This window comes from Photobacterium sp. Hal280, from assembly GCF_037162255.1.
Taxonomy (GTDB): domain Bacteria; phylum Pseudomonadota; class Gammaproteobacteria; order Enterobacterales; family Vibrionaceae; genus Photobacterium.
The window spans coordinates 1751074-1777025 of sequence record NZ_JARLUO010000005.1 but is presented as its reverse complement, the minus strand read 5'-3'; the positions used below and the strand labels follow the sequence as shown (position 1 = coordinate 1777025).

Sequence of the window (25952 nt, the reverse complement as noted above, 5' to 3'; positions counted from 1 at the left end):
GTTACTGCAAAACATCTAACTTCTTTTCTAATTGATTCAGCATGAATGCCGCATCCGGTTTATCTGCATTCAAACCGGTGATCAGCGTCATAAAGTAGCAATCCATCATCACGGCGGCGCGGTGTTGATCGTAACTGGCTTCATGCGAAAACAAGCGCCGGCGAAAGGCTTCCAGCTGCTGTTCAAACTCTTCCTGCTGCCAGATTAAAACCCGAAACAGCTCTCTGCTGAAATCCGCTTCCAGACAATAAAACGCGTAAAGGTAACCGGCAAAGTGCATGAGTTTTTCTTTGGGGCCGGTCTCGGGGCAATCAGTATTTGCTGCCGCTAAGACATGATCAATTTGCTGACTCAAACCGGCTTTCAGTAAATCCAATTTTGTCGGAAAGTGGCTAAATACCGTTCCGGCCGCGACCTCAGCGCGCTCAGCGATGTGTCGTGTCGTTGTGTCCTGATAACCTTTCTCGCGAAATAACTGCCAGGCGGCTTCCTGAATCCGTCGTTTTGTCTGTTCTCTTTTCATCATGTCTTCTTGCTTTGCTGATAGCCGGTTGCGGATGAGCAGCCATCATACCGTAATTGTTGCGCGGGCTTCATCTTGAATGTTGAAAATTGAGCGCGCTCAAATTACTATAAATGAGCGCGCTCAATTATATCTAGCAGAAAGATGGAGAAATCGAATCATGAATTATTTACTTGTCATCAAAAGCCTTGTGCTTCAGGTGTTGCGCTATGGCGTTTATGTGCCGTATCTGGTGTTTTACAGTTTTGTTCTGGGGCCGATTGTGGGCGGTATATTAATGCTTGGCGGCGTGGCCGTACTGTCATTGATCCTTGGCCCCAAGACGAGCTGGCTGGCATTGAAAAAGGCCTACCGGGAAGAAGAAGTAAAAGCACTGAGCACGCATTAAAGCGGGAGAGTGATGCCGTGAACAGCCTGCTGACGGGGGAGGGCTAGACTACACACATTATTTTGCGTTTATGAATCTTTCCTGAACGGTCGCCATTGTATAGCGTCCAATGCAAAAGGAAGGGCTGACAATGCGATTTCAGTGGTTGCTGATCATACCGTTTTTCTGTTTGCTCACGGCCTGTTCTTCATCTCAGGTACATTGGCGGGATATTTCGCCCAATGCCGTGCAAGCAAGCGCCGCCGAGGAGCCTCTGTCATTGTGCAGAGAGCTTTACAAAGATGAGGCCCAGATTTATCAGTGCGAAGTCGAGATGTCGGCATTGTTGCGGGCAAGACAGCAGTGCGAAAAAGATACCGATCCCGGCTACTGCGTGCTGATGGCGGAATATACCTGGCGCCATTATAAAGATCATGTGCTGGAAGATTCCCCGAATATCAAGCAGGCAGGGACTTATCCTGTGATGTGTGGTTACAAAGAAAATCAGATCACGCCGTGTTCTCTGACAAAATAATGTTTAATACTCAGCGTCATACAGTCGTCTCTTTATACTGATACATCAATCTGCCAGTAACAGAAAGATGTTGAACGGTATAAGAATGGGTGACCAAACCCTATAAGTTGTGATGCTTGGCTGCCTTTGGCAGCCTTTTTTTATGTCTGCTATAAGCGGTTATAGTTGATGAAATGTGATGCCATTGATATGTTTCCATGTTCATATATTGGTTGGGCGGATGCTTGCTCTGCCCGACATGATGAACAGGGAGAAACGGATGTCGTTCGCATTATTACTGGCTGAATTAGAATCGTTAGGTGAACAAAATGACGCAATGCAATCAGACCGGGCGAAAAAAATGCTGAATATTACCCGGGATACAGGGGAATTCCTGTCTGTTATGGTGAAGGCAACAAGCGCCGAAAACATACTGGAAATTGGCACCTCAAATGGGTATTCAACGCTGTGGCTGGCTTCGTCTCTGCCCGCTGAAGGCAAAGTGGTCACGATTGAAAAGCAGACAGAAAAAATCGCAATGGCAGCTGAAAATTTTGTGCGGGCCGGATTACAGGATCGGATTGAACAGGTTCAGGCGGATGCCGGAGAATTCATACAAAGCACAGATCTGATCTTTGATTTTATTTTTCTCGACGCCGATCGTTCAGCCTACATGGATTATATTGACCCGCTGCTAAGTAAACTCTCATCCGGTGGCGTACTCGTGTGTGACAATGCAATTTCACATCGTCATGAACTCGAAGCCTTCACCGACTATCTGTGTCGTCGGGAAGGATTAACGACCTGTCTGCTGCCCGTCGGCAAAGGTGAGTTTGTGGTTCACAAAGCCTGATCGTGATGGCCGAATAGGAATGGGTTAATGAAATCAAAGGACATGGTACTTGCGCTGTTGGTTGTCGTCATTTGGGGCGTCAATTTTTCTGTGATCAAGATAGGACTGGAAACGCTGCCGCCGATATTATTTTCTGCTTTACGTTTCGCTGTGGTGGCTGTCCCGGCTGTCTTCTTCATTCCCTTCCCGAAAACCTCTGTCTGGAATGTGCTGGGAGTCGGTGTATTTCTGGGTGTACTGAAATTCGGCTTACTGTTTATTGCCATGAAAGCGGATGCTTCAGCCGGATTATCATCGCTGATCTTGCAAGCTCAGGTGTTCTTCACCATAGGTTTGAGTGTCTTGCTGTATCAAGAAAAGGTCAGCCGGTATCAGGCGCTGGGCATTTTTGTTGCCGTGGCCGGTTTCGGGCTGTTTTTTCTCGATGCCGACGGCAACATTACCGCCATGGGTCTGATGATGATTCTGGCGGCCGCTTTCTGCTGGGCTATTGCCAATAGCATCATGAAGCGGATGCAAGGGGTCAATTTGCTTCATTTTATGGTATGGGTCAGCCTGGTTCCTCCGATGCCATTGCTGCTAATCTCGTATTTCACAGAAACGGCACAGCCACTGGACGTGCTGTTTGCTGCCACGTCGGACACCTGGCTGGCACTGCTTTACGTGAGTTATATTTCAACACTGCTGGCCTTTGCATTGTGGGGGTATTTACTGAAAAGCTATCCCGCTGCCACAGTGACGCCTTTTGCGTTGCTCATTCCCGTCGTCGGCATGTTCACATCCACACTGGTACTGAACGAGCGCATGACGGAAACAGAACTGGCAGGTGCAGGACTGATCTTTGCTGGTTTGACATGTTGTATTTTAGGGGGACGACGGATACAGGCAAAAAGTCGCGCCGCCCGGCAGCAGGTATAAAGCATGATGGCGACAGGCACATTTTATTGTCACCCTAAGCCACCGCCTATGGCGGTGGTTTTATCATTGCGCTCCCACTATGAATGATAACGGCCCTGCGGGCCGTTTTTCTTGCGAGATGTACTCCATAAGTTTCTATGGCAGAACGCTTTGATTGAAAAACATGATATAGAAAGCTCATGTTGAATGAAATCAAAGGCATATGTGTTCATGAAGTGGGTCAGTCTATTGCTATACGTTTGTATGATAACGGGTTGTTCAAGTATCGCGTCGAGAGTTGGCTCGGGTTATCAGGTCGGGCAGCCTTACGGTGGCCTTGAATATGCTGTAGATAATGCAGACTGTAATGTTTATGCGCTTCTGGCATTTCCACCCATTATTATTGTCACCATTCCACTCTCCGTTGCGGATATCCTGACGTCGGCTGCTTTAGATACCGCTTTATTGCCGTTCGATCTCATCCTGGAAGACAATGGCAATAACAAAACCAGTTTCTGTCGGATGTCCTGGCGATAAGCTTATGGAGTGGGCTGATTAGAGCGGATCGAACGTTGATGAAATCTTTTCGCCAGCGTGACCAAGCCGCCAGAATGCCAGGTTCAGGCATTTAAACTGTTCAGGCAATAAATCCTCAAGGAGAAATTGTCAGCCGAGAGAGGAAAAGGTATGCTTTTCAGCCCTGTCATCAGAGGCTCAGTGCCGGTGAACCCGGTCAGGTCTGTCGCAGACAGGTATCTGGCTGGCAGTTCAGCATCATGGATTCAACTGTCTCTGGATTTGAACCGAATACGTCCTTCCAGAGCGCGTGCTGTGCTTGGAATAGGAAAAATTTTGACGAATTACCGTGATCATGACGCGATTTTTCCGCAATATCAGGGTGATAACTCGCCATATTGAGTTCGATTGGATACTCTTAAGGTATAAGGCCGTGCAGCATCATGCTGTAAGCCAACGGAATTATAATAAGAAACTGAACAATGGTTCCTTGAGTGCGGGGCTTCACAGCCCCGATTTTTTTCACTTCAAACGGCATGATGCTTGCCTCCTCTGAGATCAGACACTCAGTCTGACTCTTGAATCAATTCAATATTTCATTCTGTTCCACAAGGCAAAACCGCGCTTATCAGTCAATGACCAGCGACGCGATTATCTTTCTATCTATCTATGCTTCTTACGACTCTGCTGACGTGGGACCAAGGCATGACAGCCAGCGGTTTTCGTCGTAAATTCAGTCAATCACAGTTAAGGGAACTCAGATATGCTGATACGTGAAATGGATGCCGCCGATTTCGAACAATTCTGGCCTGAATTCAGGCACATTATTCAGGCGCAGGAAACCTATGCCTTTGATCCGGCGATGAGCCGTGAGCAAGCATATACTTTGTGGGGCGAGATGCCGCTCAAGACGTTTGTTTGTGTGGAAGGTGGTAATGTGCTGGGCTCTTACTATCTGAAAGCCAATGCCATGGGGCCGGGGGATCATGTTTGTAACTGCGGCTATATGGTGACGGCGGCAGCGCGGGGCAAAGGCGTGGCACGTGCCATGTGCGAGCATTCGCAACGTGTGGCGCTTGAACAAGGATTCAGCGCGATGCAGTTTAATTCGGTGGTATCGACCAATGAGGTTGCCGTGAAGCTCTGGCAGAAGCTGGGCTTTCAGATCGTCGGCACCTTGCCGGCTGCCTACCGGCACAAGACTCAAGGCTTAGTCGATTGCTACGTAATGTACAAACAACTGACCGATGAATAGACGACTGAACAAGGAGGAATGATGTCAGGCATCATGGATTTAAAACGGCTGCTGCAAACCATGTCGCCGGTTACACGGGAAGACGACTATGTTTTTTGTACCGTCAACGGGGACATTACTGAGTATCTGCAGTATGCGCCTCTGGCGACATTTCAGGAGCAGGAAGGTTTAACGCTGGTGGTGACGGCACAGGCGGCTGATAAGGCTGGCATGACGTATGAATCGACCTTTCGCTGTATCACACTGACGGTCCATTCCAGCCTTGAAGCCGTGGGGCTGACGGCGGCGGTATCCACTGCGTTGGCAAAGCATGGCATCAGCGCCAATGTGATTGCCGCGTTTTATCACGATCACGTTTTTGTCCCAGCGGAGAAAGCGGACCTGGCATTGCAGGTGCTGACGGATCTGACAAATCAATAATTTGGTCTGCGACGGTTCACCGCTTGTGACGTTATCTGCACCAACAGGTGATGATGACTGAGGGATGAATCGCTGTGCAGTAGATGTGATCTTGTACCCTAATGTAGACATCTGATTGCGTATTGTGTGGCTTGGCGCACGCACAGCGTTATCTCGTTTTGATGGCGATGTTTTGTCGATTAAAGTCAAGGCTGCCCGGGTTATTATTTCCTGCAAGAAGACTGCTCAGAGGTTTTTTCATGGACAATTCTATGATTCAGCAAGGCTGGCATGCGTCTCATGCTTTAGCTGTTGCATCTCTTTATGAAAATGCGTTTGGACACAAGTTTAAAGCTGCGATTCCCAGCAAAGCGCAGCGGATTCATTTGCTGGCTGAATCCTTCAATCCGGATTTTTCTTTTGTGGTGATCGACAATGAAAAAGTCGTGGGGATTGCCGGGTATCAGACAGCGCAGGGCTCGCTGACGGGTGGCATCACCTTAAAGCGGTTATGGCGAGTCCTGGGCTTCTGGCGCGGGACCTGGGCCGCGCTTGTCCTGAGTTTGTTTGAGCGCAAGCCTGATCCCAAAGAGCTGATCATGGACGGCATCGTGGTGGATCCCGCCTGCCGAGGTCAGGGACTCGGCTCGGAACTGTTATCGCATATCATCACGTATGCCCGTGAAAATCAGTATCAGAAAGTGCGGCTCGATGTTATCGACAGCAACCCAAGAGCCAGAAAACTGTATGACGAAAAAGGCTTCCTTCCGGTGAGAACCGATCGTTTTCCTGCTCTGAAATGGCTGGTTGGCTTTTCTGGCTCAACCACCATGGTTTACGAGATACAGGCAAGCTGATGGCCACCTTTTCCTTCCGTTGTGCATAGTCGTGTTGCGAGGCAAATCCAGACTTTTTAGTTGTTATCTTGATATTCCTCACAAGAATTGAACAACTGTCAGATTGACTGGGTAAAAAGTCATATTGACTAGTATTTCCTATTTTTTATCAATGGGATACGATGATGGGCATCTGGTAGAATAATGGCTATTTATTAGTCTGTGTTGCGAGGAAAGCGTCATGGGAGTCACTATCAGTGCTGATGGTCTGAGTATTGTTCATAAAGGGTCTGGCGGTGAAGCGAATGCTGCCGTCCCTGATGTATGTATGACAACAGTCGGGCCACCCGTTGTGCCCATCCCTTACGGAAACAATGCGAAGTCGGCCGATCTGGCCGATGGAAGCACAACCGTCACCGCCGATGGTGGTAACAGCATTGCACTGAAAAGCAGCCAGTTTTCGTGCAGCACCGGCGATGCAGGCGGCGATAAAAAAGGCATTGTTTCCGGTACGACCGAAGCGGAAGCCAAATTCACCACGGCATCTTCCACAGTGAAAATTGAAGGTGTCGGGGTGGCCCGTAAAACCGACATGATGACCATGAACGCAGGCAATACCATGTGTTTTGGTTGTGAAAATCCGTCAGTGACCGTTCAGCCCGATGAAGACAAAACCCATGCGCTGCGTGTTCAATGTCGTTACACGTCCGGTAAACCGCTCGCCAATGCCCCGTTCAAACTGAAAGATGAATCCGGTGCCGTTCTGGCTGAAGGCACACTGAATAACGCAGGTGAAGCCATTGTGGACGGCTTGCCCACCAAAGGCTGCACCGTTGAATATGGTGAAGCGCCAGCGCCTTATAAAATCAATTATCCTCGCCCTGCTAATCCTGAAAAAGCCACGCTTGATGACGAGGTGTTTTTTGACCGCGCATCGCATATGTGCGTGCCATTCTGGGTCCCAAGAGGTGATCTGCAAGAGCGTCACTGGGGTTATTTGGGCGAAACGCTGGCAGACAGCCTTGAATTTCGCCACATGCTGGAAGTGGAGATTCGCGCGCATCTGCCATTGAACCCTAAACCGGGTCAGGCAGAAGAGATCGCAGCGCGCCTGATCAATTTCTTTGACCAGCAGCCTGTGTCGGAGCAAGACATCCTCGGCCTGATCAGCACCATGCTGCCGATAATGGAAGCAGACGGCGTCTTGTTTGATCTGTTCGTCAATTATCACAAAGAGGAATCCGGCAACAACCTGCTGGCTTCCATGCGTCATCTGGGAACCGGCAATCCGAATGAGTGGCTGGACAACCTGGACTGGGACGCCAAGGCAACCCTGCTCAGTCGCGAATGCGGCAGCATTCTGGAAAAAACGGATGCCCGGCTGGAAACGATCCTTTTTCACTCAGATACCCGGGGTTATACCTATATCTCCGACAACATCAAAGCCCATCGGGAATCGGTGAAAACGGTCCGAAAAAACCTGCCTGATGACATTTCAGCGGCAATGAGCGGCCTGAAACAGAAAATCGCCACCATCCGCAGCAAGGGTGAAAACATCATGGTGGTGCCGACCAATAACCAGCGCACCACGCAGGGCGGCAGCATTACCGATGTGGTTCACTCGCTGAACGCATTGCCAGCGCCGCTGGCGATTCGACTGACCTACGATGACATGGAGCAAACGCCAGCAGGCTATGTGCCTTACTCCGTCATGTTCGCCAACGGTGAAAAACAGGAAGGAAAGCTGGATGCGAACGGCAGTGTGATGCTGTACGGCGTGCCTCAAGTCGGCGCAGAAGTGACGTTTGGTGATAAAGAAGCAGCGAAAAAGGCAGAAAAGGAACAAGCCGAGCTGAAAAAACAGTTATCTGAAGCACTCGATAACATGGTTGAAGATTTCAAGCCGATAGCACACCGGCAGGCAGCAATGGCAGTTGACGTTGCGCCTGAAACATTTGCATTGGTGAAGGCCTCTGTTGAAGCCGAATTAGCTGAGATGGAAAGCCGCAAAGATGCCTTTGATGACTTGTCTTTCCTGGAGCAAAGTTGGTCCTATGCGAAAAGTGCAGGACTGGGGGTAAGCACGGGCGTTACCGAATATATCCCAGATTTTGGCGAATTTGGCGAGCTGATGGAAGCGGCAGATATTGGTATCGATGTTCTCGTGGAAGCCATTTACAAGGGTGAAATTGACATCCTGCAACGTAAACTAAAGCATGTTGATCGTGCCAAGCTGGGTTTGCAGCAAGCCAGTATGGCGATGGAAGTTTTATTGCTACTGGCCTCGGATCCAGAGACACGACAATATCTTGCCAGCCTGCCACGCCGTTTCATGGAATCCATGCCACCAGATGAACTGGCTCGTTTTACTGTATCTCAAATGACCCAAAAAGGGATAGATGTCGCAGCTGTTGCAGGCAGTACAGCCGTTGCGGGAGCTGTTAGTGCTGGAGTTGGCGCACCAATTGCTGCTGCAGCAATGACGGGAGTGGTCACAGCCCGTAACGCAGGGAAAGGCATGGAAGGCTTGATCAAGGTGCTGATGAAGATCTTCGAAAACAATAAGAAAATGCTGAATCATCATCCGAAAAAACAGCATGAGAGAGACAATGAAACTCATCTTGAACGCCGAAATGGAGAGCCTTGTTCGTTATGTGGCAAGAAAGTACTGAAAAAAGGTAAAAAGCCGAAAAAGAAAACTAAGAATCTTTGTAAGCACGATGGCTATAAAGGCAAGTTGTATAAAGAAACTGACAGAGAGTATGGATTTACTCGCAGAGGTTATACTGGTAAAGGTGCTGATAAAGAGCAGCGGCAACATTCGCCGTGGAAATATTTAGGTATTAAACCCATTGAACATGATTGGTGGGCTAGATGTGCGGATAAAGATGAGCATGGTAATTGGCGTCGACGAGAGCATGAGGTGAGTTATCCTTCGATTGTATTAGCTGCACACCATATAATTACTATTAATGAAATGGCTGATAGTGAATTCTTATATGAGTTATTACCTCAAGTTGGATATAATATAAATGAGAAATATAATGTTACAGTTCTGCCAAGAGTTCCTGAACTGGCTTGTGCACTTGGAGTACCTTTACATAATAGTGGTCATCCGTCACCTTACACGGAAGAAGTGTTTAGAAGACTTGATGAGCTTGAAAGTGAAATTCGATCTTCAAAATATTGTAATGATATACAAGGTGCTAGAAAAATTATAAAAGAAAGAATGAATCGCATATCAGTTGATATGTTAACTCTTATTAATGATTTTAAGCATGAAGGGATAATTAGTTTACCTAAAATTTTCGGTAAAGATTATCAGCTAGGTAATGCGGGTTGCCGCGGCCAGTTACTTGAATCAGAGAAAATTAATACAGAAGTAACAATGTGTGAGCATCGTAAAAATCACACGAGTCATCAGTTCTTAGATTTTGATAAGAAGAAAAAATAATTACGAAAAACAATAAGGCAAAAGTTGGAGGGTAAGTGAAATATTATCAATTAAAAAGTGATTTTATTAGTGATGAAGCTTCATTTGCTTTTGATAGCAAATATAAGAATATTCTTGATAAAAGCGACTTGTCTATTAAATTGTATTCTGATAAGCCTTTAATTAAGGTTAGGGAAGTATATCGACAACGAAATATGTCTGACGTACTTAAAGCGATTGACTTGATACCACATCAACGTTTGGTTAATCCTTTCATTGATAACTTCATTTCTGGTGTTCAATTTATTCCTGTTGTCGTAGATGTTGATGGAAAGCTACATCACGATTATTTTTATATGAATGTATTTCCTACATATTCACTATTAGACGTCGTTAAATCACAAGCGAGTAGCTATAGTGATTATTTTGAGACATATGGATTTATCATGGATATGGTATTTGATTCAAATAAAGTGAATAAAGTGAATATTAAGCATGATGTATTCAGAGTGAAAGAGTTTAGTAGCTCAATTGTTATCAATGAAAAAGTCAAAAGAATCATTGAAGAGAACAATATCACCGGTGTTGTTGCTTTTCCTGTGGAGATCGTCTAATGGAAAACTGGATCAAACAAAGCTTTCAACAACCGGGTCTGCTAGCGGAAGTGGCAAAGACAAAATTTTATTCAGACGAGCCAAGAGTTATCCTTGATTTCACTCTTTTTCCTGGCATTTACATCAGCGATGAATTAGATATTACTGAGAATATCGATACCCTGCCGGCTATGGTACGTTTCGATGAAGAGGATTGGGAATACGAGTTTGTTCAGGCAAAGCCATTGCATAGGGTCGCGGCTGCCATTCAATCTGGAGAACAAGTTTGGTTGGCCTATGATGATGAGGCATTATATTTTCATCCAGATTTGGCGTATAAGATTCAGCATGCAGATCAACATATTCGGATTCACCGGAAGCTGTAATCATGAAATACGACAGTCAGTATTATCTTCTGGAAGAGAGTGGTGAATCAACTGGCTATATGCTAAACCAAATTGAAGGTTCAGATGATGGATTAGAGAGGTTAATGTCTCTTTTCCCTATTAACAGAAAAGTGCTGGGGCCAGGGCGAGTGGGCATATCGGAGGGTAACCGGGCTAAGTTTCAGCCATGTGATTACCATGAAACCGCAGAGCAGTTGGTCTCTGAAAAATTCAGGCAAGTTCTGGCGCCCTTTCACTTACCTGGCGTGGATTTTTATCAAACCAATATCGTCAATGGTGATAAAATTTGGTCAGAACACTATTACATGCATATCTGGAATCATCATCAAGCGATTCATAAGAAGCGGAGTGAAATACTAGGGACTTATATTGATGACCGATTTACCCTACTGAAGTTGTCTTTAGATGAAAAAGTCCTTGATCAAGTCTCTTTAGAAAAAAGGCTTGTTTTCATCACCTTGGAAGAAAAACCTGTTTTTTTGTTTCATGAATCTGTCGTTGCAGCCCTCAGAGCCGCTGACCTCAGCGGCTTAGGCTTTCGCCGTGTGGATAGCTGGTCTATCGGATCTGCCTTTGAAGACGACGACGATGATTTTTATGATGATTTATAATTGATATAAATAATGCTATAGATGTGGCCCCTTCAGTGGGGCTTTAATGATATATGCGCTGACTGTAATAACCTCTGATTGAGAGACCTGTGGCTAGTTAAGTTCATCTGGAAGTTACTTATATGAAATATGATAAACAATATTATTTATTGACGGGTGATTCTTTATCTGGTTCATACATGTTATCTGAAAGTGAGAAATCAGATGAAGGTCTTGATGATTTGTTAGTGATGCGTTCAATAAAATGCAAAGTTCTCGGTCCAGGATATGTGCATATTACCTATGGGGATGATGGTCATTTCAGCCCCTGTGATTATCATGAGGTTTTACCTGCTGGGCTGATTTCTGAGAAGTTTAAAAATGTTTTAGAATTATTTCAGCTTCCTGGAGTGGATTTCTATCCAACATATATTGAAAACAGGGGGCGGACTTGGGATGGCCGTTATCTACTTCATATCTGGAAAAATCATCGAGCTTTGCACCCAAAACGTTCTTTTTATGATGGAACGTATGAAAATGATCGCTTTCAGTTAGAAAAAATGTGCTTAAATGAAGATGTGTTAGATAAAGTATCTTTAAATGAACGGCTTGTCTTTCGACTAAACGAAAAGCCTCATTATCTATATCATGAGTCGGTTGTCGTTGCATTAAAGGCAGCAGGGTTAACTGGTGTTGGGTTCTTGAATGTTCAGGATTGGGGCCCCAATAGTGCTTTTATTTAAAATTACTTTATAAGTACATTTTCCGCCACAAGAAGTGGCGGATTTTTAAGCTTACTAAGTGATACAGTACTTCTGTTTGATATCATCGAAGTAATATAGCAAGTAGACCAGCATATCCAAACGCATCGGAAGTCGTAAATAATGAAATATGATAGCGATTATTACTTTTTAAGAGAAAGTGGTAACTCATCCAGTTACATGCTAGAACAAAAAAGAACTTCTGATCAGGGGTTAAGGCATTTGATGTCGATTCGTTCAATTAAACATCGTGTTCTTGGTCCAGGTGTGGTTGAAATTATTGAGGGAAATCCAGATTTATTTACACCATCAGATTATCATGAGACTGCAGAGCAATTAGTTTCAGAAAAATTCATGCAGGTGTTGCAAGGGTTTAATTTGCCTGGTGTGGATTTTTACCAAACAAATATTGTTAGCGGAAATAAAATTTGGTCAGAACATTACTATATGCATATATGGAATAACTATCAGGCAATTCATAGAGGTAGATCAAAAATTGATGGAACTTTTGTGGATGATGATTTTATTTTAGAAGTATTATCATTAGATGAAAATGTACTAGATAAAATCCCCTTAGAAGAACGATTAGTATTCACATTGGAAGAGAAGCCAAAATTCCTGTTCCATGAAACAGTTGTACTAGCACTTCGTGAGGCAAATCTCACAGGTTTGAGTTTTCAGCGGTTAGATGAATGGTCAATTGGTTCGGCCTTTGAATAACAGACTATTACGACACTGGATACCATAAAATGTTTATGGTGGCCATATGTTTTTTCAATATTCTGGATTGTCAACTGTTTGAGAAATGGTCAATGAGAAGACGAATCGTGTGATGGCAAGAAAATGAAATATGATAGTCAATACTACATGTTAAAAGAAAGTGGTCGTGCAGCGAGTTATATGTTAGATCAAGTTGAAGGTTCAGATGAAGGTTTAGGAAGACTCATGGCCATTCATCCAATTCACAGAAGAGTGTTGGGACCGGGAAGAGTTGGTATTTCAGAGGGTAATCGCGCAAAGTTCCAACCATGTGATTACCATGAAACCGCAGAACAATTGGTCTCTGAAAAATTCAGGAAAGTTCTGGCTCCGTTTAACTTGCCGGGCATAGATTTTTATCAAACTGACATTGTTAATGACGATAAAACATGGTCTGATTATTACTTTATGCATATCTGGAATCATCATAAAGCGATTCATAAAAAACGGAGTGAAATCAAAGGAACCTATGTTGGCAACAGATTTACTTTATTAAAGCTTTCCTTACATGAGAAAGTCCTGGACCAAGTACCTTTAGAAGAACGGCTTGTTTTCACCTTGGAAGAAAAACCTGTTTTTTTGTTTCATGAATCTGTCGTTGCAGCCCTCAGAGCCGCTGACCTCAGTGGCTTAGGCTTTCGCCGTGTCGATAGCTGGTCGATCGGATCTGCCTTTGAAGACGACGACGATGATTTTTATGATGATTTGTAATTGATATAAATAATGTGATTGATATTGGCCCCTTAAATGGGGCTTTAATCAACCTTGATTCAGAGGCCTGTGGCTAGGTAAGTTCATCCGGAAATGACATGCAAGAAAATAATATGAAATACGACAGTCAGTACTATATATTGAGAGAAAACCATGAGTCTGGGGCCTATATGCTCGGCCAGGATGAAGATTCAGATGAAGGATTAGAGAACCTAATGTCACTTCGATCGATTAAACGGCGTGTATTCGGACCCGGTATTGTAGAAGTGTTGGAGGGTGATTCTAGAAGATTTACTCCATGTGATTACCACGAAACAGCTGAACAGTTAGTCTCAGAAAAATTTAAGCATGTTTTGTTGCCATTTAATTTACCTGGTGTTGAGTTCTATCAAACAAATATAATTTGTGATGATAGCATTTGGAAGGGACATTACTATATGCATATCTGGAATCATCACAGAGCAATTCATAGAAGAAGATCCAATATTCTTATTCCATGAAACAATCGTTCAGGCACTTCGTGAGGCTAATCTCACTGGTCTAAGTTTTGAACGGGTAGATGAATGGTCAAATTTTATTGATTACTAACGGGTTGAGAGATGATCGACTTGAAGACGAATTGTGTTATGGCAAGAATATGAAATACGACAATGAATACTATATCTTGAGAGAAAACTCAGAGTCTGGTGCTTACATGCTAGGTCAGCGTATGGATTCAGATGAGGGGTTGGAACACCTAATGTCAATTCATTCAATTCGTCGTCGTGTGTTAGGGCCTGGTAAAGTTAAAGTTTCACATGGTGATATGAGTAATTTTAAGCCTTTTGATTACCATGAAACAGCAGAGCAGCTGGTATCTGAAAAATTCAGACAAGTTTTGTTGCCGTTTAACTTGCCTGGTGTTGATTTCTATCAAACAGATATCATTCATAATAATAGTGTCTGGCATGATCATTATTTTATGCACATATGGAACCATTATAGTGTGATCCATAAAGGCCGCTCAAAAGTAGATGGTACATATAGAAATGATGATTTCATATTAGAGGAGTTATCATTAGATGAAAATGTGCTAGATAAAATACCCCTTGAAAAACGATTAGTATTCACATTGGAAGAAAAACCTAAGTTTCTGTTCCATGAAACTGTTGTAAAAGCACTCCGTGATGCTAATGTAACTGGTGTGAGTTTTATTCGTGTTCATGAGTGGTCTATTGGATCAACATTCGATGATGAATTGTATGACAGTCTTTAGTAGTAAAAATCTGGAAAAATTAAATCGATATATTTGAAGCTATAGGGTATGTGACACCATGAAATATGACAGTCAGTACTATATTTTGAGAGAAAATCATGAGTCAGGCGCATATATGCTTGGACATACAGAGGGTACTGATGAAGGATTGTTCAGTCTGATGTCATTGCGTTCGATTAGTCGTCGAGTTTTAGGACCAGGAAACGTGAAAGTATATGATGGTAATATATCAAAGTTTTTCCCTTGCGATTATCATGAAACGGCAGAACAATTGGTTTCTGAAAAATTCAGGCAAGTTCTGGCACCGTTTAACTTACCTGGCGTGGACTTTTATCAAACCAATATCGTCAATGGCGATAAAATTTGGTCAGAACACTATTACATGCATATCTGGAATCATCACAAAGCAATCCATCATGGAAGATCAAAAATAGATGGTACTTATGTTGATGATGATTTTACGTTAGAGGTGTTATCGTTGGATGAAAATGTACTAGATAAAATCTCCTTAGAAAAACGATTAGTATTCACATTGGAAGAGAAGCCAAAATTCCTGTTCCATGAAACAGTTGTGCAAGCACTTCGTGAGGCTAATCTCACAGGTTTGAGCTTTCAGCGGGTAGATGAATGGTCAATTGGTTCGGCCTTTGAATAACAGACTATTACTACGATGGCTGCCATAAAATGTTTATGGTGGCCATATGTTTTTTCAATATTCTGAATTATCAACAGTTTGAGAGATGGTCAATGAGAAGACGAATCGTGTGATGGCAAGAAAATGAAATATGATAGTCAATACTACATGTTAAAAGAAAGTGGTCGTGCAACGGATTACATGTTAGATAAAATAGAAGGATCAGATGAAGGGTTAGGGCATTTGATGTCTCTATGGTCCTTGAAAAGGCACGTTATTGGACCGGGAAGAGTTGGTATTTCAGAGGGTAATCTCGCCAAATTTCAGCCGTGTGATTATCATGAAACGGCAGAGCAATTGGTCTCTGAAAAGTTCAGGAAAGTTCTGGATCCATTTCACTTACCTGGCGTAGATTTTTATCAAACCAATATCGTCAATGGCGATAAAATTTGGTCAGAACACTATTACATGCATATCTGGAATCATCATCAAGCGATTGATAAGAAACGCAGTGAAATATCTGGAACCTATGTTGGTGACAGATTTACTCTATTGAAACTGTCGTTAGATGAAGAGGTGCTGGATCAAGTGCCTTTAGAACAAAGATTGGTTTTCCGGTTGAGAGAAGACCCAACATTTTTGTTTCATGAGTCTGTCGTTGCAGCCCTCAGTGCCGCTGACCTCAGTGGTTTAGGCTTTCGCCGTGTTGATGACTGGTCTATCGGATCTGCCTTTGAAGAAGACGATGATATTGATGACGATTTGTAATAGAGAAAACGATATCCGTTGTCAGCAATGATGTTCAAGGGTGGGCAATTACGCTTTTAACCCTAATTGCTGATATAACGCCTGAATCTCTTCTTCTGTGGGTAACTGACCATGATCGATGCGTCTGAGAACCTTGCAGGGGTTACCGGCAGCGATCACATTTGAAGGGATGTCTTTTACCACGATACTGCCTGCGCCAATCACTGTGTTATCGCCAATCGAAACCCCTCCCAGCACAATGGAACCAGCACCAATCCACACATGATTGCCAATCGTAATGGGATCGCCACAGGCATAGGGTTGTACCCGTTCTGATAACAGCACCGGATGGCCGGCTGCACAAAGCTGAACGTTTGGGCCTATCAGCACATGGTCGCCAATCGTGACGGGTGCAATATCCAGCACAATCAGACCGTAATTAATGAACCCGTCTTTGCCAATCGAGAGGTTGCTGCCCATGTCGCAGCGAAAGGGCGGTTCAATATGTGTGCCCTGGCATTGTTTGAGGATCTTGCTCAGGATGTCTTGCCGTTTTTGCTGCTCACTGGGGCGCGAGTGATTAAAGTCGTACAGCAATTCTCTGCAGGCGATTTGATGATCAATTAACGCCTGATTGATGAGCAGTTTGGTACTGAAATCGTTGAGCTTATCCGGCATTGATGTGTCTCTTTCACTGGCAGGTTGTCACACTATAACTGAGGTCAGCCAAAATGTGTCTGTCCGGGATAAGTTGAAATCGTTGAGTTGAGGAAATGTGCATTGCCGCACATTAACCTTAATATCATGCGATGTTATGCATCATGATTGTTATAGTGAATTCTTCTGAGTAGCGAGAATCTGATGTGTTATCTATCTTATTGTATTTTATTGCTTTAACGCTTGCTTTTGATGGTGCCGCTTCATCGAATCAGTTGCAGTTGCCTGAATGCGAAATGACGGACGTGGTAGATACCCCGATTACCTTTTTTGTGTCGAAAGAAGCAATGGAGGATTATTCACCGTTTGTCAGGAGCGGTATTATCGACAGTTGGATACAAACATCTAACCAGATTCTGAAAAACTCCTGCGTGCCTATGCGCCGTACATTACACCAGATTGTGGTTGCTGATGAACTGAATCTTGCAGAGTTTGATGAGATTACACTTGTCCATGATTTGCTTGAGTACCATCACTTTGATCAGATTGAGACGTTCGCGTCCAGACCCAACCATTTTTACGGCGTGTTGTTCAGCACTAAGCGATCTACAAACACATTACCGGAACAGTGCGGGATGACATATGTGGATGTTTATCCTCAGTTCTTTATTGCTGATTTAGCCTGTAGCAGTGACATACTTGAACATGAGCTAGGACACCTGGCCGGTGCCGAGCATGATATAGATACTCTCTCAGATCAGATACATGTGCGAATAGATGAATTGAAAGAGACCACGGCATCACATCAGCAACACGCATTCCGGCCATATGCATTTGGTTATCGATGTGGCGGGAAAGGTACTGTGATGGCCTATGCAGATGAGTGGCTTCCTGTTTATTCAAGCCCAGATATTACTTACAAAGGGATAGCATGTGGCGGTGAAAAGTTTGCGAATAATGCAAAGCGTCTGAGAGAGTATGCCTTACAGTTGCAAGAGCGGATGGTGTCGGACTTGAATGCCAGTATGGCAGACGTGAAAGAAAACCCATCAGCGACAACACAGTAAATCTCATTGAACAGGGAGAAAGCAGCATGGCGACAATTCAACTGAGTTGTGAATGCGGTCAGATACAGGGAAAAGCCGATGTGCCTACGCCGTCGTCCGGCAACCGTGTGGTGTGTTATTGCAAAGATTGTCAGGCATTTGCCGAGCAGTTGTCGCCTGAACGGATACTCACGGCACATCGGGGTACGGCAATTTTTCAGCTCAGCCCGGCCAGTGTGCAATGGACAAATGGCAGCGAGCATATTCGCTGTTTACGGTTGACGCCGGAAGGCTTATTTCGCTGGTATGCCGGATGTTGCAAAACGCCGATAGCAAATACCCTCAAGCCTGGTTTTCCTTTTGTAGGTTTGATCGAAAAAGTAATCGCAGCACAAGACAGAACGGAAGAGCGGCTTGGCCCGGTGCGTGCGCATGCCTACCCGCAACATGCCAACCCGCCATTACCTGAAGACATACTGCGCAATAACCGTGTCTGGCCGATGATGATTCGCGTATTGCTGAAAATTCTGAGCTGGAAGCTGACCGGGAAAGGGCGCCCGAACCCCTTTTTTGATCGCCATGCGCAACCTATGAGCCAGCCAGAGATTGTGAGTAAAAAAGCGGACGAATGATGCGTCATTGTGAAACGGATCTAGCTGAAATATCCCCAGTGTGAAAACACCTTCTAAACTCAATACTTAGGGCAGGAAGCACTACCTTCCTGCATGGGCCGAATGGTGAATGTTGGGTTTCAGAGCAAATGTTATGGTTGATGCGCTAACGTTTCTGACGTTGTTCCTTGTGATTGTCACACTGTTGCCTTTATGGCGACAGTCGCACTGGCTGGTGCGCGGCTGGGATTTTCCTCGTCTGCAACTGGCAGTGTTTGCCTTGTTTGTGCTGATGGCGAATGTTTTCGCTCACGCGCACTGGCTGGCGATTGTGGTGTGCTTTGTGTGTCTGGGCTGGCAGTTGTGGTGGATTTTGCCTTATACGCGGCTCTGGCGTCAGGAGGTGAAGACGGCGAACGGTGAGAACGGGCATAGGCGGTTGCGCATCATCACAGCCAATGTGCTGACACCGAACCGTCAGGCATATAAGCTCATCACATTGGTGCATCAGTTTCAGGCTGACGTGCTGGTGACGCTGGAGTCGGATGACTGGTGGCAGTCTCAGCTGGAGACGCTTGAAACGCAACTGCCTTATACCATGAAGTGCCCTCTGGATAATCTCTACGGCATGCATGTTTATGCCCGCTTTCCTTTAGAGGATACCAGCGTTGAGTTTTTGATCGAAGACGACGTGCCTTCCATGCATGCGTTGCTGGTGCTTCCCTGCGGCGAAAAAATCAGAATGCATTTTCTGCATCCTGCGCCACCCAGCCCGACAGAAAATCCGGCCTCTGCCGAACGGGATGCCGAACTGATACTGGTGGCACGCAGTGTATCTGACAGCGCACAGCCGATTATTGTGACCGGGGATCTGAACGATGTTGCCTGGTCGTCGACCACACGGCTGTTCCGGAAGATCAGCGGCTTACTGGATCCGCGCGTGGGGCGGGGCATGTTTAATACCTTTCATGCCGACTATCCGTTTCTGCGCTGGCCTTTGGATCATATCTTTCACAGCCACCATTTCAGACTGCGCCAGATCCTGCGTCTGCCGTCGATCGGATCGGATCATTTCGCTCTGTTTACTGAACTGTATCTTGAACCATCTGCCGTACAAAAGGAGAACGGCCTGCAAGCTGAGGCGGAAGATGAGGAGTGGGCGGAAGAGATAATTCAGGAGCAGAATGTCAGCGATGAAAAAGTGCCGCGTCCCGGACAGTGAAAGGGTGATTTCGGGCTGGTAACTGGCTGTTCAATCAGGGTAATCTGTCTTTTGTTACTCTAGCGTACCATTCTGATTTGCAAAGGATGCTGCAATGAAAATAGCCATACTGACTTTCGATGGATTCAATGAACTCGATTCACTGGTTGCTTACTCAATCCTGAATCGGGTCAAAAGCGAGAACTGGCAGGTGCAGATCACCAGTCCCACGCCGACAGTGACCTCAATGAACGGATTAACCATCTCCGCCCACCAACCTCTGGCCTACGCCAATCAGGCCGATGCAGTCATCATCGGCAGCGGGTCGCTGACCCGGCAGATCGTGGCCGACCAATCACTCATGAGCACATTGACGCTGAACCCGCAAAAACAGCTGATTGCGACGCAGTGTTCGGGGGTGCTGCTGTTGCCGGCACTGGGTATATTGGATAACGCGCCTGTCTGTACCGATCTGACCACACAGCCCTGGGCGATGGACGCCGGATTAGTGGTGCTTGAGCAGCCTTTTCATGCCTCTGAGTCGGTCGCAACAGCAGGAGGCTGTCTGGCATCTCAGTATCTTGCCACCTGGCTTATCGCGAAATTAGCGAGTGTGGAGGCCGCCAAAAACGCAATCCACTATGTGGCGCCGGTTGGAGAGAAAGAAGACACGGTCAATCGTTGTTTGTCTGTGGTTGAACCTTATCTGGACTGAAAGATGCACATTTATAACGTATTTGGTAAACGCAGAGGTGTCGGCGGGAATCTGATGGCTGTCTCTGAGGTACCGGAAAATCCGATGGATTCTGGCCTTCCTGTGACTGTTGTGATCTCACCCAGCGAGCAAGCCGATGTCCGGTTTCGTTTCTTTTACCCGGATTCAAAAGAAGCGCCGATTTGCGGTCACGCCCTGCTGGGGGCGGCAAGTCATATCGATCAGGCGGCGTTTCGTGTCGAAACCGGGGCGGGCATCAGCAACGTACGAAAATCCGGAGATGTGGTCAGCGTCAGCATGGCCTTGTCGACGGCAGTCACTCCCGATTTTACCGGTCAGCCTGAGCCTGGCTGGTTTGGCCTGGAGGCCAGCCAGATCCTGAGTGCAGGAATTTTCAGTGCCGGTAAACCCAAATGGTGTATCGAACTGAAAGACATCTCCGCCCTGAACGCCGTCCGATTTGATCTGGATGCGTTGGCAGCGTGGAACCGGGGGAAAAACTTCAGCGGTTATATATTGTACGTGTCTGCGAGCAGCGGCTGGCATGCCAGAGCCTCTAATCCCTTGTATAACATACCGGAGGATCCGGCTTGCGCAGTGTGCTGTGCGGCGCTGCCTTTGCCTCTGGAACAACCGGCTTCCGTTCACATGGGGTATCCGGAATATTCGAATCTGATTCATCTGGAAGCCAAAGACGGTAAATTATGGGTTGGCGGCAAGGTGTATCGGTATGAACAGAGCGGAGCCGTCTGACATGGTCGTCAATGACACGAACACCGTTGCAAAACCGGGTGCGGAAAGCGTGGTGATACGCTTGATGGATATTCAAGATTATGACGCCATCATGGCATTGTGGGCAGAAGCTGAAGGGCTGTCACTACGCGACGCCGACTCAAGGGAAAGCATCGCCCGGTATCTGGCGCGAAACCCGGCAACCAGTTTTGTGGCTGAAATTGATGGCAATATCGTCGGCACTGTATTGGCCGGTACGGATGGCCGCAGGGGATATCTGCAGCATCTTGTCGTGAGTGAAACGCTGAGATCTCAAGGGATCGGACAGATCTTGGTTGAACAAGCCATTGAAGGGCTGGCAAGTATTGGGATCGCCAAAACACATCTGTTTGTCTTCTGCGATAATGTCGCGGCACAGCGATTCTATGAACGTATGGGATGGTTTGCACGGGATGAGGTGCGAATGTATTCCTTTAACGCTTCAGACAATCTGAATGTCTGATAATCATATGACATACAAGGAGAAGCGAATGACTGCGATTCCGACACTGCATTTTATGTGCGGCAAAATGGCGGCGGGAAAATCGACATTAGCGACACAGATTGCCCAAACACATCAGGCCGTGTTGCTGGTCGAAGATGACTGGCTCAGCACCTTATACCCGGAAGAGGTTCGCAGTCTGGCGGATTACATTCAGTATTCAGAGCGGCTCAAGAAAACCTTACAGCCGCATGTTGAGGCTTTACTCGGCAAAGGGATATCGGTTGTGCTGGATTTCCCGGCCAATACGGTATCGCAGCGCCAGTGGTTTACCGGCCTGATTGCCGCGACAGGGGTTGAGCATTGCCTGCATTATGTCGACAAACCGGACGAGGTTTGCAAAGCGCAGTTGAAAATTCGCAGCCAAAATTTGCCTGCGGGCAGCCCGTTTACCACGGATGAGGCGTTCGATGCGATTACCCGTTTTTTTGAGCCGCCGCAAAGCAGCGAAGGCTTTATGATTCAGCACTATCAGCAGGATACACCGATATGAAACAAGCCATAGTGCATATTGCGCTGGTCGTTGATGACTACGATGAAGCGATCGACTTTTACGTCAATAAGCTTAAATTTGAGTTGATTGAAGATAGCGATCAACCCGAACAGGATAAGCGCTGGGTGGTGGTGTCGCCACCGGGCTCCAACGGTGTCACTTTGTTATTGGCGCGAGCGTCAAAACCTGAACAGCGTGATTTTATCGGCAATCAGGCCGGAGGCCGGGTATTTCTGTTTCTGAGCACAGACGATTTCTGGCGAGATTATGAGCGTATGGTATCCGAGGGTATCCGGTTCGTGCGTCCGCCTCAGGAGCAGGACTACGGCACAGTCGCGGTGTTTGAAGATTTGTACGGGAACTTGTGGGATTTGCTGCAATTGCACCCGGATCATCCCATGGCGAGAAGAGGAAGAGCAGAATAATGCAAAGAGAAGTACATGATTGCGTGTCATTTTTGCTGATACGCGGTGAAGAGGTCTTGCTTGAAAAGCGGAAGCTGAGCAAAGTGGTTGATCCTGGCCTGATGGCCATTCCCGGCGGGCATGTCGAAGCTGGAGAGAGCCTGGAGCAGGCACTGCACCGTGAAATTGCCGAAGAGCTGACGGTGACAGCGATGGCCTATTTTCCGTTGTGTACGCTGTATCATCCCACCACCGAATTACAGCGGCTGCATTATTATGTGGTGACCGACTGGACGGGTGAGCTGTCGGCACAGGAAGCGGAAGCGGTGATCTGGACATCTATCCACGAGCCGGACGCTGCCACCGTAGCGGCGGATAACATTGCGCTGGCAGAATATCGGCGTGTGATTTTACCGCTGTTGAATGAGCAGTGCTAAAAGAGCAATGCTAAAAGAGCGGCGCTGACAGAGCGACAGTAAAACGATTCAGCAAATTGCGGCAGGAGGGGAAGCGCATGACAATCAGACGGATGACGGCAGAGGATGCCGGCGAGGTTGCAGCGTTAGTGAAAACCAGTTTTATGGCGAGCGCGGCCAAGCAACTCGCACCGGCGGGTATTGATACTTTCTTTAAAGTGGCTTCAAAAGAAGCGCTGTTGCTTCGCCTGCAGGAAGACAACCTGATGCTGGTGTATACGCAGCAGGGTAACATTCTTGGCATGGCAGAACTCAAGCAAGGGGCACATCTGGCGATGTTATTTGTGTTACCGGACTGGCAGGGAAAAGGCATTGCGACTCAGTTGCTGCAAGCTTTACTGCCACAGGTGCGACATGCTGAGCTGACCGTGCGTGCTTCTTTGAATTCCGTCTCTTTTTATCAAGCCCAGGGATTTCGGGTAACGGATGCGGCGGCAGAACTTGCCGGCCTGCGATACCAGCCCATGTCACTGACCATGGCCAGCACAGTCACAGTGCCGGCAGATCCGTCCGCTTCAGCGCTTTAGCAAAGGTTACGATGGGTGAATCGGAGCGCTCATCTTTCCGAATCAGGGCCTGCCAGTTCAGGTAGAGCCCTTGCTCTGTAACCCGGGCAGTCCGCAACTCGCCGCATTTCAGATACGGCTTGATCACCCAGCTCGGCATGATGGTTATCCCCATACCCGCTCTGACAAATTCCACGACCGCTTCGGTCACACCAGCCCGGATGACTTTCGGCGGCAACAGGTGATTCGGGCTGAACAGTTGTTCGTATTCACGCCCGGGGCCGGGTGTGGTGTGATACGTAATGTAGGTATCGGCGGCGATTTCCTGCGGCGTCAGCCAGGATTTTCCGGCATTCGGATGGTCTTGATGCATCACAGCGATCATTTCATCCCGAAACAGTTTCAGCACCCGAAAGCCCGTCTGGGTCACCGTACCGGAGACAATTGAAATGTCGATCGTCCCGTTGCGTAAAGCCGTAAACGGGTCGAGTGAAACATCGGGAATGATTTCGACCGAATAGCTGGGAAATTCCTGATGAAACAGCTTGATGAAGGGCGGCAGCCAATGATAACCGCCGTAGGCTTCATTCCCCACCCGAATCACGTGCTCTATCCCCACCGACAGTTTATCGATGTCATTTTCAGCTCTTTCCAGCTCACTGAGGACCACAGTGGCCGATAGCAGCAGCCGTTTGCCGGCACTGGTCGGAATGAGCTTTTTATGCTGGCGGTAGAACAGCTCGGTATTTAACAGTCGTTCTGCTTCGCGAATGCGGTGGCTGAGCGCAGATTGCGTCAGGCCAATCTGACTGGCCGCTTCCGACACACTGCCTGCCTTTGCCACAGCCATGATCATTTGCAAGTGTCTTGTGCTGATTTTTGTAGCCATAATGTATGAAAAAAGTTAATGAGTTTTGAATATTTTATGAAATTTACAGTGAAAAAGGCGTCTCGTAAACTAATAAATGAATGGTCAATAGCCTCTGACAGGCAAGGAAATTGTTGATGAACAAAATGGATAAAAATCAGACTGCGCCCACGCTGAAAGTGGACCTGGACAATGAAAAAGTGCATTGGGATCAGGACATGAGCTATGGGCAGTATCTCGCCCTGGGACCATTACTCTCCTGCCAGCATCCGGTAACCCAACAGCACGACGAAATGCTATTTGTGGTGATTCATCAGGTGTCTGAACTATGGATGAAGCTGTGTCTGCACGAAGCCTACGGGGCGGTGGAGAATATTCGTCAGGACAAGCTGCGTCCAGCCTTTAAAATGATGAGCCGCATGGCACGCATTCAGTCTCAGATGCTGAACGCCTGGGAAGTGCTGGCCACCATGACCCCGGCCGATTATGCCAGTTTCCGCGATGAACTGGGCCAGAGTTCGGGATTTCAGTCTTATCAGTACCGCGAACTGGAATTTCTGCTGGGTAATAAAAACGAGGCCATGATTCAGGCCCACCGCGCACACCCGAAATATTACGATCACCTGAAATCTGTGCTTCATGCGCCCAGCATTTATGACATCACGCTGCAGCTGCTCAAAGCCCGCGGATTTGATGTGCCTGAGTCGCACCTGAGCCGGGACTTCTCCCAGCCGTATCAGGCCTGCGAAGCCATTGAACGTATCTGGGCGGAAATCTACAACAACAGCAACGAATACTGGGATCTCTATGAGCTGGCCGAAAAGCTGGTCGACATGGAGTTCAACTTCCAGAAATGGCGCTTCAGCCACATGAAAACTGTTGAGCGCATCATTGGCTATCGTCGCGGTACGGGCGGCACCTCGGGGGTGAAATACCTCAATAAAGCGCTGGAGCTGCAATTTTTCCCGGAACTGTGGTCGGTACGTACCTCGATTGAAGGGCCGAAGCATGACTAAGATCTGGGATATTTCGCAAACGCTGCGACAGGGATTACCGGTCTGGCCGGGCGATACGGCATTTACTTCACACTTCCATTGGGAAATGAGCGAGGAATGCCCGGTTAACGTGGGTCAGTTTTCCCTGTCGTGTCATTCAGGCACTCATGCCGATGCGCCTGTGCATTACGATGCCCAGGGTAAAACCATGGAAGCGGTCAGCCTGGAGTGTTACATCGGGCCGTGTGTGGTGATTGATGCCACCCAGGCAGTTGGCTGGGTCAAACCGCAGGACATTATCGATCAGTTGCCTGATCAGGTCGAGCGGGTGATTTTCAGAACCTACCGGCAGTTTCCGCACCATGAGTGGCGCTCTGATTTTACGGCGGTGGCCTCAGAGACAATCGACTTACTTGCAGAGCGTGGTGCCTGTCTGATTGGCATCGACAGCCCGTCACTGGACCCGCAGACCTCAAAAACCATGCGTGCCCACAATGCGGTGAAGCGTCATCGCATGGCGATATTAGAAGGCCTGGTCCTGGATGATGTCCCAGCCGGAGCGTATGAGCTGATCGCCCCGCCTTTAAAACTGGATGCACTGGATGCGTCCCCGGTACGGGCACTGTTGCGCAGTGTGGCCTAGTCATCGGATAAATC

General features: G+C 46.9%; 34 protein-coding genes. 31 read left to right on the top strand and 3 right to left on the bottom strand.

The genetic code is table 11. The features are described 5' to 3' along the window. Position 1 precedes the first annotated feature (1 nt). On the bottom strand, positions 2-526 hold the full coding sequence (locus tag P4S53_RS17550) for a TetR/AcrR family transcriptional regulator (RefSeq protein WP_337113686.1): 525 nt from the start codon (positions 524-526) through the stop codon (positions 2-4). A gap of 157 nt (positions 527-683) precedes the next feature. Between P4S53_RS17550 and P4S53_RS17545 the strand changes: the two genes are divergently transcribed. The 19 genes from P4S53_RS17545 (at position 684) to P4S53_RS17455 (ending at position 16071) form a co-directional block, all read left to right on the top strand. Continuing rightward, on the top strand, positions 684-911 hold the full coding sequence (locus P4S53_RS17545; RefSeq protein ID WP_337113685.1) for a hypothetical protein: 228 nt from the start codon (positions 684-686) through the stop codon (positions 909-911). A gap of 130 nt (positions 912-1041) precedes the next feature. Further along, on the top strand, positions 1042-1425 hold the full coding sequence (locus P4S53_RS17540) for a hypothetical protein (protein ID WP_337113684.1): 384 nt from the start codon (positions 1042-1044) through the stop codon (positions 1423-1425). 259 nt (positions 1426-1684) lie between these two features. Beyond that, positions 1685-2257 carry an O-methyltransferase gene (locus P4S53_RS17535; protein WP_337113683.1) on the top strand — a complete coding sequence of 191 codons (573 nt, stop codon included), beginning with the start codon at positions 1685-1687 and terminating at the stop codon, positions 2255-2257. A 27-nt stretch (positions 2258-2284) separates the two neighbouring features. Then, positions 2285-3175, top strand: coding sequence for an EamA family transporter (locus P4S53_RS17530; RefSeq protein WP_337113682.1), 891 nt, complete (start codon positions 2285-2287; stop codon positions 3173-3175). A 186-nt stretch (positions 3176-3361) separates the two neighbouring features. After that, positions 3362-3691 (top strand): hypothetical protein, encoded by a 330-nt coding sequence (locus P4S53_RS17525; protein WP_337113681.1) that lies wholly within the window; start codon positions 3362-3364, stop codon positions 3689-3691. 745 nt (positions 3692-4436) lie between these two features. Further along, entirely contained in the window at positions 4437-4925 is a 489-nt protein-coding gene (locus tag P4S53_RS17520; RefSeq protein WP_337114523.1) for a GNAT family N-acetyltransferase, read from the top strand. Between the two features lie 21 nt (positions 4926-4946). After that, positions 4947-5345 (top strand): ACT domain-containing protein, encoded by a 399-nt coding sequence (locus P4S53_RS17515; RefSeq protein WP_337113680.1) that lies wholly within the window; start codon positions 4947-4949, stop codon positions 5343-5345. 239 nt (positions 5346-5584) lie between these two features. Then, the gene (locus P4S53_RS17510) at positions 5585-6181 is read left to right on the top strand and encodes a GNAT family N-acetyltransferase (RefSeq protein ID WP_337113679.1); all 597 of its coding nucleotides are present in this window, start codon (positions 5585-5587) and stop codon (positions 6179-6181) included. Between the two features lie 220 nt (positions 6182-6401). Continuing rightward, positions 6402-9614 carry a PAAR-like domain-containing protein gene (locus tag P4S53_RS17505; RefSeq protein ID WP_337113678.1) on the top strand — a complete coding sequence of 1071 codons (3213 nt, stop codon included), beginning with the start codon at positions 6402-6404 and terminating at the stop codon, positions 9612-9614. Between the two features lie 35 nt (positions 9615-9649). Continuing rightward, positions 9650-10207 (top strand): imm11 family protein, encoded by a 558-nt coding sequence (locus P4S53_RS17500; protein ID WP_337113677.1) that lies wholly within the window; start codon positions 9650-9652, stop codon positions 10205-10207. Then, a complete protein-coding gene (locus P4S53_RS17495; protein ID WP_337113676.1) occupies positions 10207-10572 on the top strand; it encodes a hypothetical protein in 366 nt (121 codons plus the stop codon). Before P4S53_RS17500 ends, P4S53_RS17495 begins: the two co-directional genes overlap by 1 nt. 2 nt (positions 10573-10574) lie before the next feature. Then, positions 10575-11204: a hypothetical protein gene (locus P4S53_RS17490; protein ID WP_337113675.1), complete on the top strand. Its 630-nt coding sequence runs from the start codon at positions 10575-10577 to the stop codon at positions 11202-11204. Positions 11205-11326: 122 nt separating this feature from the next. Then, positions 11327-11926, top strand: coding sequence for a hypothetical protein (locus P4S53_RS17485; protein WP_337113674.1), 600 nt, complete (start codon positions 11327-11329; stop codon positions 11924-11926). Positions 11927-12067: 141 nt separating this feature from the next. Further along, complete coding sequence (locus tag P4S53_RS17480) at positions 12068-12664, top strand: hypothetical protein (RefSeq protein ID WP_337113673.1); 597 nt, start codon at positions 12068-12070, stop codon at positions 12662-12664. Positions 12665-12787: 123 nt separating this feature from the next. Then, positions 12788-13414 carry an imm11 family protein gene (locus tag P4S53_RS17475; RefSeq protein ID WP_337113672.1) on the top strand — a complete coding sequence of 209 codons (627 nt, stop codon included), beginning with the start codon at positions 12788-12790 and terminating at the stop codon, positions 13412-13414. 98 nt (positions 13415-13512) lie between these two features. Beyond that, positions 13513-13914 (top strand): hypothetical protein, encoded by a 402-nt coding sequence (locus P4S53_RS17470; RefSeq protein ID WP_337113671.1) that lies wholly within the window; start codon positions 13513-13515, stop codon positions 13912-13914. Positions 13915-13973: 59 nt separating this feature from the next. Continuing rightward, positions 13974-14669 (top strand): imm11 family protein, encoded by a 696-nt coding sequence (locus P4S53_RS17465; protein WP_337113669.1) that lies wholly within the window; start codon positions 13974-13976, stop codon positions 14667-14669. A 58-nt stretch (positions 14670-14727) separates the two neighbouring features. Beyond that, entirely contained in the window at positions 14728-15324 is a 597-nt protein-coding gene (locus P4S53_RS17460) for an imm11 family protein (protein ID WP_337113668.1), read from the top strand. Between the two features lie 123 nt (positions 15325-15447). Then, positions 15448-16071 carry an imm11 family protein gene (locus P4S53_RS17455; protein ID WP_337113667.1) on the top strand — a complete coding sequence of 208 codons (624 nt, stop codon included), beginning with the start codon at positions 15448-15450 and terminating at the stop codon, positions 16069-16071. Positions 16072-16119: 48 nt separating this feature from the next. On the opposite strand, the gene P4S53_RS17450 is transcribed toward P4S53_RS17455, so the two are convergent. Beyond that, positions 16120-16728: a sugar O-acetyltransferase gene (locus P4S53_RS17450; protein ID WP_046221333.1), complete on the bottom strand. Its 609-nt coding sequence runs from the start codon at positions 16726-16728 to the stop codon at positions 16120-16122. Positions 16729-16913: 185 nt separating this feature from the next. Here P4S53_RS17450 and P4S53_RS17445 point away from each other — a divergent pair, with 185 nt between their 5' ends. From P4S53_RS17445 to P4S53_RS17400, 10 genes are all read left to right on the top strand, one after another. Further along, the gene (locus P4S53_RS17445; protein WP_337113666.1) at positions 16914-17774 is read left to right on the top strand and encodes a hypothetical protein; all 861 of its coding nucleotides are present in this window, start codon (positions 16914-16916) and stop codon (positions 17772-17774) included. Between the two features lie 26 nt (positions 17775-17800). Further along, a complete protein-coding gene (locus P4S53_RS17440) occupies positions 17801-18385 on the top strand; it encodes a DUF6151 family protein (protein WP_161456972.1) in 585 nt (194 codons plus the stop codon). Between the two features lie 133 nt (positions 18386-18518). Further along, complete coding sequence (locus P4S53_RS17435) at positions 18519-19586, top strand: endonuclease/exonuclease/phosphatase family protein (RefSeq protein ID WP_337113665.1); 1068 nt, start codon at positions 18519-18521, stop codon at positions 19584-19586. Positions 19587-19680: 94 nt separating this feature from the next. Next, positions 19681-20280: a DJ-1/PfpI family protein gene (locus P4S53_RS17430; RefSeq protein WP_337113664.1), complete on the top strand. Its 600-nt coding sequence runs from the start codon at positions 19681-19683 to the stop codon at positions 20278-20280. 3 nt (positions 20281-20283) lie between these two features. Then, the gene (locus tag P4S53_RS17425; RefSeq protein ID WP_337113663.1) at positions 20284-21033 is read left to right on the top strand and encodes a PhzF family phenazine biosynthesis protein; all 750 of its coding nucleotides are present in this window, start codon (positions 20284-20286) and stop codon (positions 21031-21033) included. Between the two features lie 64 nt (positions 21034-21097). Next, positions 21098-21514, top strand: a complete 417-nt coding sequence (locus P4S53_RS17420; protein WP_337114522.1) for a GNAT family N-acetyltransferase — start codon at positions 21098-21100, stop codon at positions 21512-21514. A gap of 28 nt (positions 21515-21542) precedes the next feature. Then, complete coding sequence (locus P4S53_RS17415) at positions 21543-22046, top strand: AAA family ATPase (RefSeq protein WP_337113662.1); 504 nt, start codon at positions 21543-21545, stop codon at positions 22044-22046. Then, positions 22043-22471 carry a VOC family protein gene (locus P4S53_RS17410; RefSeq protein WP_337113661.1) on the top strand — a complete coding sequence of 143 codons (429 nt, stop codon included), beginning with the start codon at positions 22043-22045 and terminating at the stop codon, positions 22469-22471. Before P4S53_RS17415 ends, P4S53_RS17410 begins: the two co-directional genes overlap by 4 nt. Next, positions 22471-22887 carry an NUDIX domain-containing protein gene (locus P4S53_RS17405; protein ID WP_337113660.1) on the top strand — a complete coding sequence of 139 codons (417 nt, stop codon included), beginning with the start codon at positions 22471-22473 and terminating at the stop codon, positions 22885-22887. Before P4S53_RS17410 ends, P4S53_RS17405 begins: the two co-directional genes overlap by 1 nt. A gap of 77 nt (positions 22888-22964) precedes the next feature. After that, positions 22965-23453 carry a GNAT family N-acetyltransferase gene (locus tag P4S53_RS17400; protein ID WP_337113659.1) on the top strand — a complete coding sequence of 163 codons (489 nt, stop codon included), beginning with the start codon at positions 22965-22967 and terminating at the stop codon, positions 23451-23453. Here the strand turns inward: P4S53_RS17400 and P4S53_RS17395 are convergent. Then, positions 23416-24288: a LysR family transcriptional regulator gene (locus tag P4S53_RS17395; RefSeq protein WP_337113658.1), complete on the bottom strand. Its 873-nt coding sequence runs from the start codon at positions 24286-24288 to the stop codon at positions 23416-23418. The two genes, P4S53_RS17400 and P4S53_RS17395, sit on opposite strands and share 38 nt — an antisense overlap. 149 nt (positions 24289-24437) lie before the next feature. Between P4S53_RS17395 and kynA the strand changes: the two genes are divergently transcribed. Beyond that, a complete protein-coding gene (kynA, locus tag P4S53_RS17390; RefSeq protein WP_337113657.1) occupies positions 24438-25316 on the top strand; it encodes a tryptophan 2,3-dioxygenase in 879 nt (292 codons plus the stop codon). Beyond that, positions 25309-25938, top strand: a complete 630-nt coding sequence (kynB, locus tag P4S53_RS17385; protein ID WP_337113656.1) for an arylformamidase — start codon at positions 25309-25311, stop codon at positions 25936-25938. The genes kynA and kynB overlap by 8 nt, the downstream gene beginning before the upstream one ends. Positions 25939-25952: the final 14 nt, after the last annotated feature.

What these genes read in the sequence shown, in the direction of transcription:
- P4S53_RS17550 (WP_337113686.1), bottom strand. Translation starts at nt 526, where the DNA reads ATGATGAAAAGAGAACAGACAAAACGACGGATTCAGGAAGCCGCCTGG.
- P4S53_RS17545 (WP_337113685.1), top strand. Translation starts at nt 684, where the DNA reads ATGAATTATTTACTTGTCATCAAAAGCCTTGTGCTTCAGGTGTTGCGC.
- P4S53_RS17540 (WP_337113684.1), top strand. Translation starts at nt 1,042, where the DNA reads ATGCGATTTCAGTGGTTGCTGATCATACCGTTTTTCTGTTTGCTCACG.
- P4S53_RS17535 (WP_337113683.1), top strand. Translation starts at nt 1,685, where the DNA reads ATGTCGTTCGCATTATTACTGGCTGAATTAGAATCGTTAGGTGAACAA.
- P4S53_RS17530 (WP_337113682.1), top strand. Translation starts at nt 2,285, where the DNA reads ATGAAATCAAAGGACATGGTACTTGCGCTGTTGGTTGTCGTCATTTGG.
- P4S53_RS17525 (WP_337113681.1), top strand. Translation starts at nt 3,362, where the DNA reads ATGAAATCAAAGGCATATGTGTTCATGAAGTGGGTCAGTCTATTGCTA.
- P4S53_RS17515 (WP_337113680.1), top strand. Translation starts at nt 4,947, where the DNA reads ATGTCAGGCATCATGGATTTAAAACGGCTGCTGCAAACCATGTCGCCG.
- P4S53_RS17510 (WP_337113679.1), top strand. Translation starts at nt 5,585, where the DNA reads ATGGACAATTCTATGATTCAGCAAGGCTGGCATGCGTCTCATGCTTTA.
- P4S53_RS17505 (WP_337113678.1), top strand. Translation starts at nt 6,402, where the DNA reads ATGGGAGTCACTATCAGTGCTGATGGTCTGAGTATTGTTCATAAAGGG.
- P4S53_RS17495 (WP_337113676.1), top strand. Translation starts at nt 10,207, where the DNA reads ATGGAAAACTGGATCAAACAAAGCTTTCAACAACCGGGTCTGCTAGCG.
- P4S53_RS17490 (WP_337113675.1), top strand. Translation starts at nt 10,575, where the DNA reads ATGAAATACGACAGTCAGTATTATCTTCTGGAAGAGAGTGGTGAATCA.
- P4S53_RS17485 (WP_337113674.1), top strand. Translation starts at nt 11,327, where the DNA reads ATGAAATATGATAAACAATATTATTTATTGACGGGTGATTCTTTATCT.
- P4S53_RS17480 (WP_337113673.1), top strand. Translation starts at nt 12,068, where the DNA reads ATGAAATATGATAGCGATTATTACTTTTTAAGAGAAAGTGGTAACTCA.
- P4S53_RS17475 (WP_337113672.1), top strand. Translation starts at nt 12,788, where the DNA reads ATGAAATATGATAGTCAATACTACATGTTAAAAGAAAGTGGTCGTGCA.
- P4S53_RS17470 (WP_337113671.1), top strand. Translation starts at nt 13,513, where the DNA reads ATGCAAGAAAATAATATGAAATACGACAGTCAGTACTATATATTGAGA.
- P4S53_RS17465 (WP_337113669.1), top strand. Translation starts at nt 13,974, where the DNA reads ATGAATGGTCAAATTTTATTGATTACTAACGGGTTGAGAGATGATCGA.
- P4S53_RS17460 (WP_337113668.1), top strand. Translation starts at nt 14,728, where the DNA reads ATGAAATATGACAGTCAGTACTATATTTTGAGAGAAAATCATGAGTCA.
- P4S53_RS17455 (WP_337113667.1), top strand. Translation starts at nt 15,448, where the DNA reads ATGAAATATGATAGTCAATACTACATGTTAAAAGAAAGTGGTCGTGCA.
- P4S53_RS17450 (WP_046221333.1), bottom strand. Translation starts at nt 16,728, where the DNA reads ATGCCGGATAAGCTCAACGATTTCAGTACCAAACTGCTCATCAATCAG.
- P4S53_RS17440 (WP_161456972.1), top strand. Translation starts at nt 17,801, where the DNA reads ATGGCGACAATTCAACTGAGTTGTGAATGCGGTCAGATACAGGGAAAA.
- P4S53_RS17435 (WP_337113665.1), top strand. Translation starts at nt 18,519, where the DNA reads ATGGTTGATGCGCTAACGTTTCTGACGTTGTTCCTTGTGATTGTCACA.
- P4S53_RS17430 (WP_337113664.1), top strand. Translation starts at nt 19,681, where the DNA reads ATGAAAATAGCCATACTGACTTTCGATGGATTCAATGAACTCGATTCA.
- P4S53_RS17425 (WP_337113663.1), top strand. Translation starts at nt 20,284, where the DNA reads ATGCACATTTATAACGTATTTGGTAAACGCAGAGGTGTCGGCGGGAAT.
- P4S53_RS17420 (WP_337114522.1), top strand. Translation starts at nt 21,098, where the DNA reads ATGGATATTCAAGATTATGACGCCATCATGGCATTGTGGGCAGAAGCT.
- P4S53_RS17415 (WP_337113662.1), top strand. Translation starts at nt 21,543, where the DNA reads ATGACTGCGATTCCGACACTGCATTTTATGTGCGGCAAAATGGCGGCG.
- P4S53_RS17410 (WP_337113661.1), top strand. Translation starts at nt 22,043, where the DNA reads ATGAAACAAGCCATAGTGCATATTGCGCTGGTCGTTGATGACTACGAT.
- P4S53_RS17405 (WP_337113660.1), top strand. Translation starts at nt 22,471, where the DNA reads ATGCAAAGAGAAGTACATGATTGCGTGTCATTTTTGCTGATACGCGGT.
- P4S53_RS17400 (WP_337113659.1), top strand. Translation starts at nt 22,965, where the DNA reads ATGACAATCAGACGGATGACGGCAGAGGATGCCGGCGAGGTTGCAGCG.
- P4S53_RS17395 (WP_337113658.1), bottom strand. Translation starts at nt 24,288, where the DNA reads ATGATCATGGCTGTGGCAAAGGCAGGCAGTGTGTCGGAAGCGGCCAGT.
- kynA (WP_337113657.1), top strand. Translation starts at nt 24,438, where the DNA reads ATGAACAAAATGGATAAAAATCAGACTGCGCCCACGCTGAAAGTGGAC.
- kynB (WP_337113656.1), top strand. Translation starts at nt 25,309, where the DNA reads ATGACTAAGATCTGGGATATTTCGCAAACGCTGCGACAGGGATTACCG.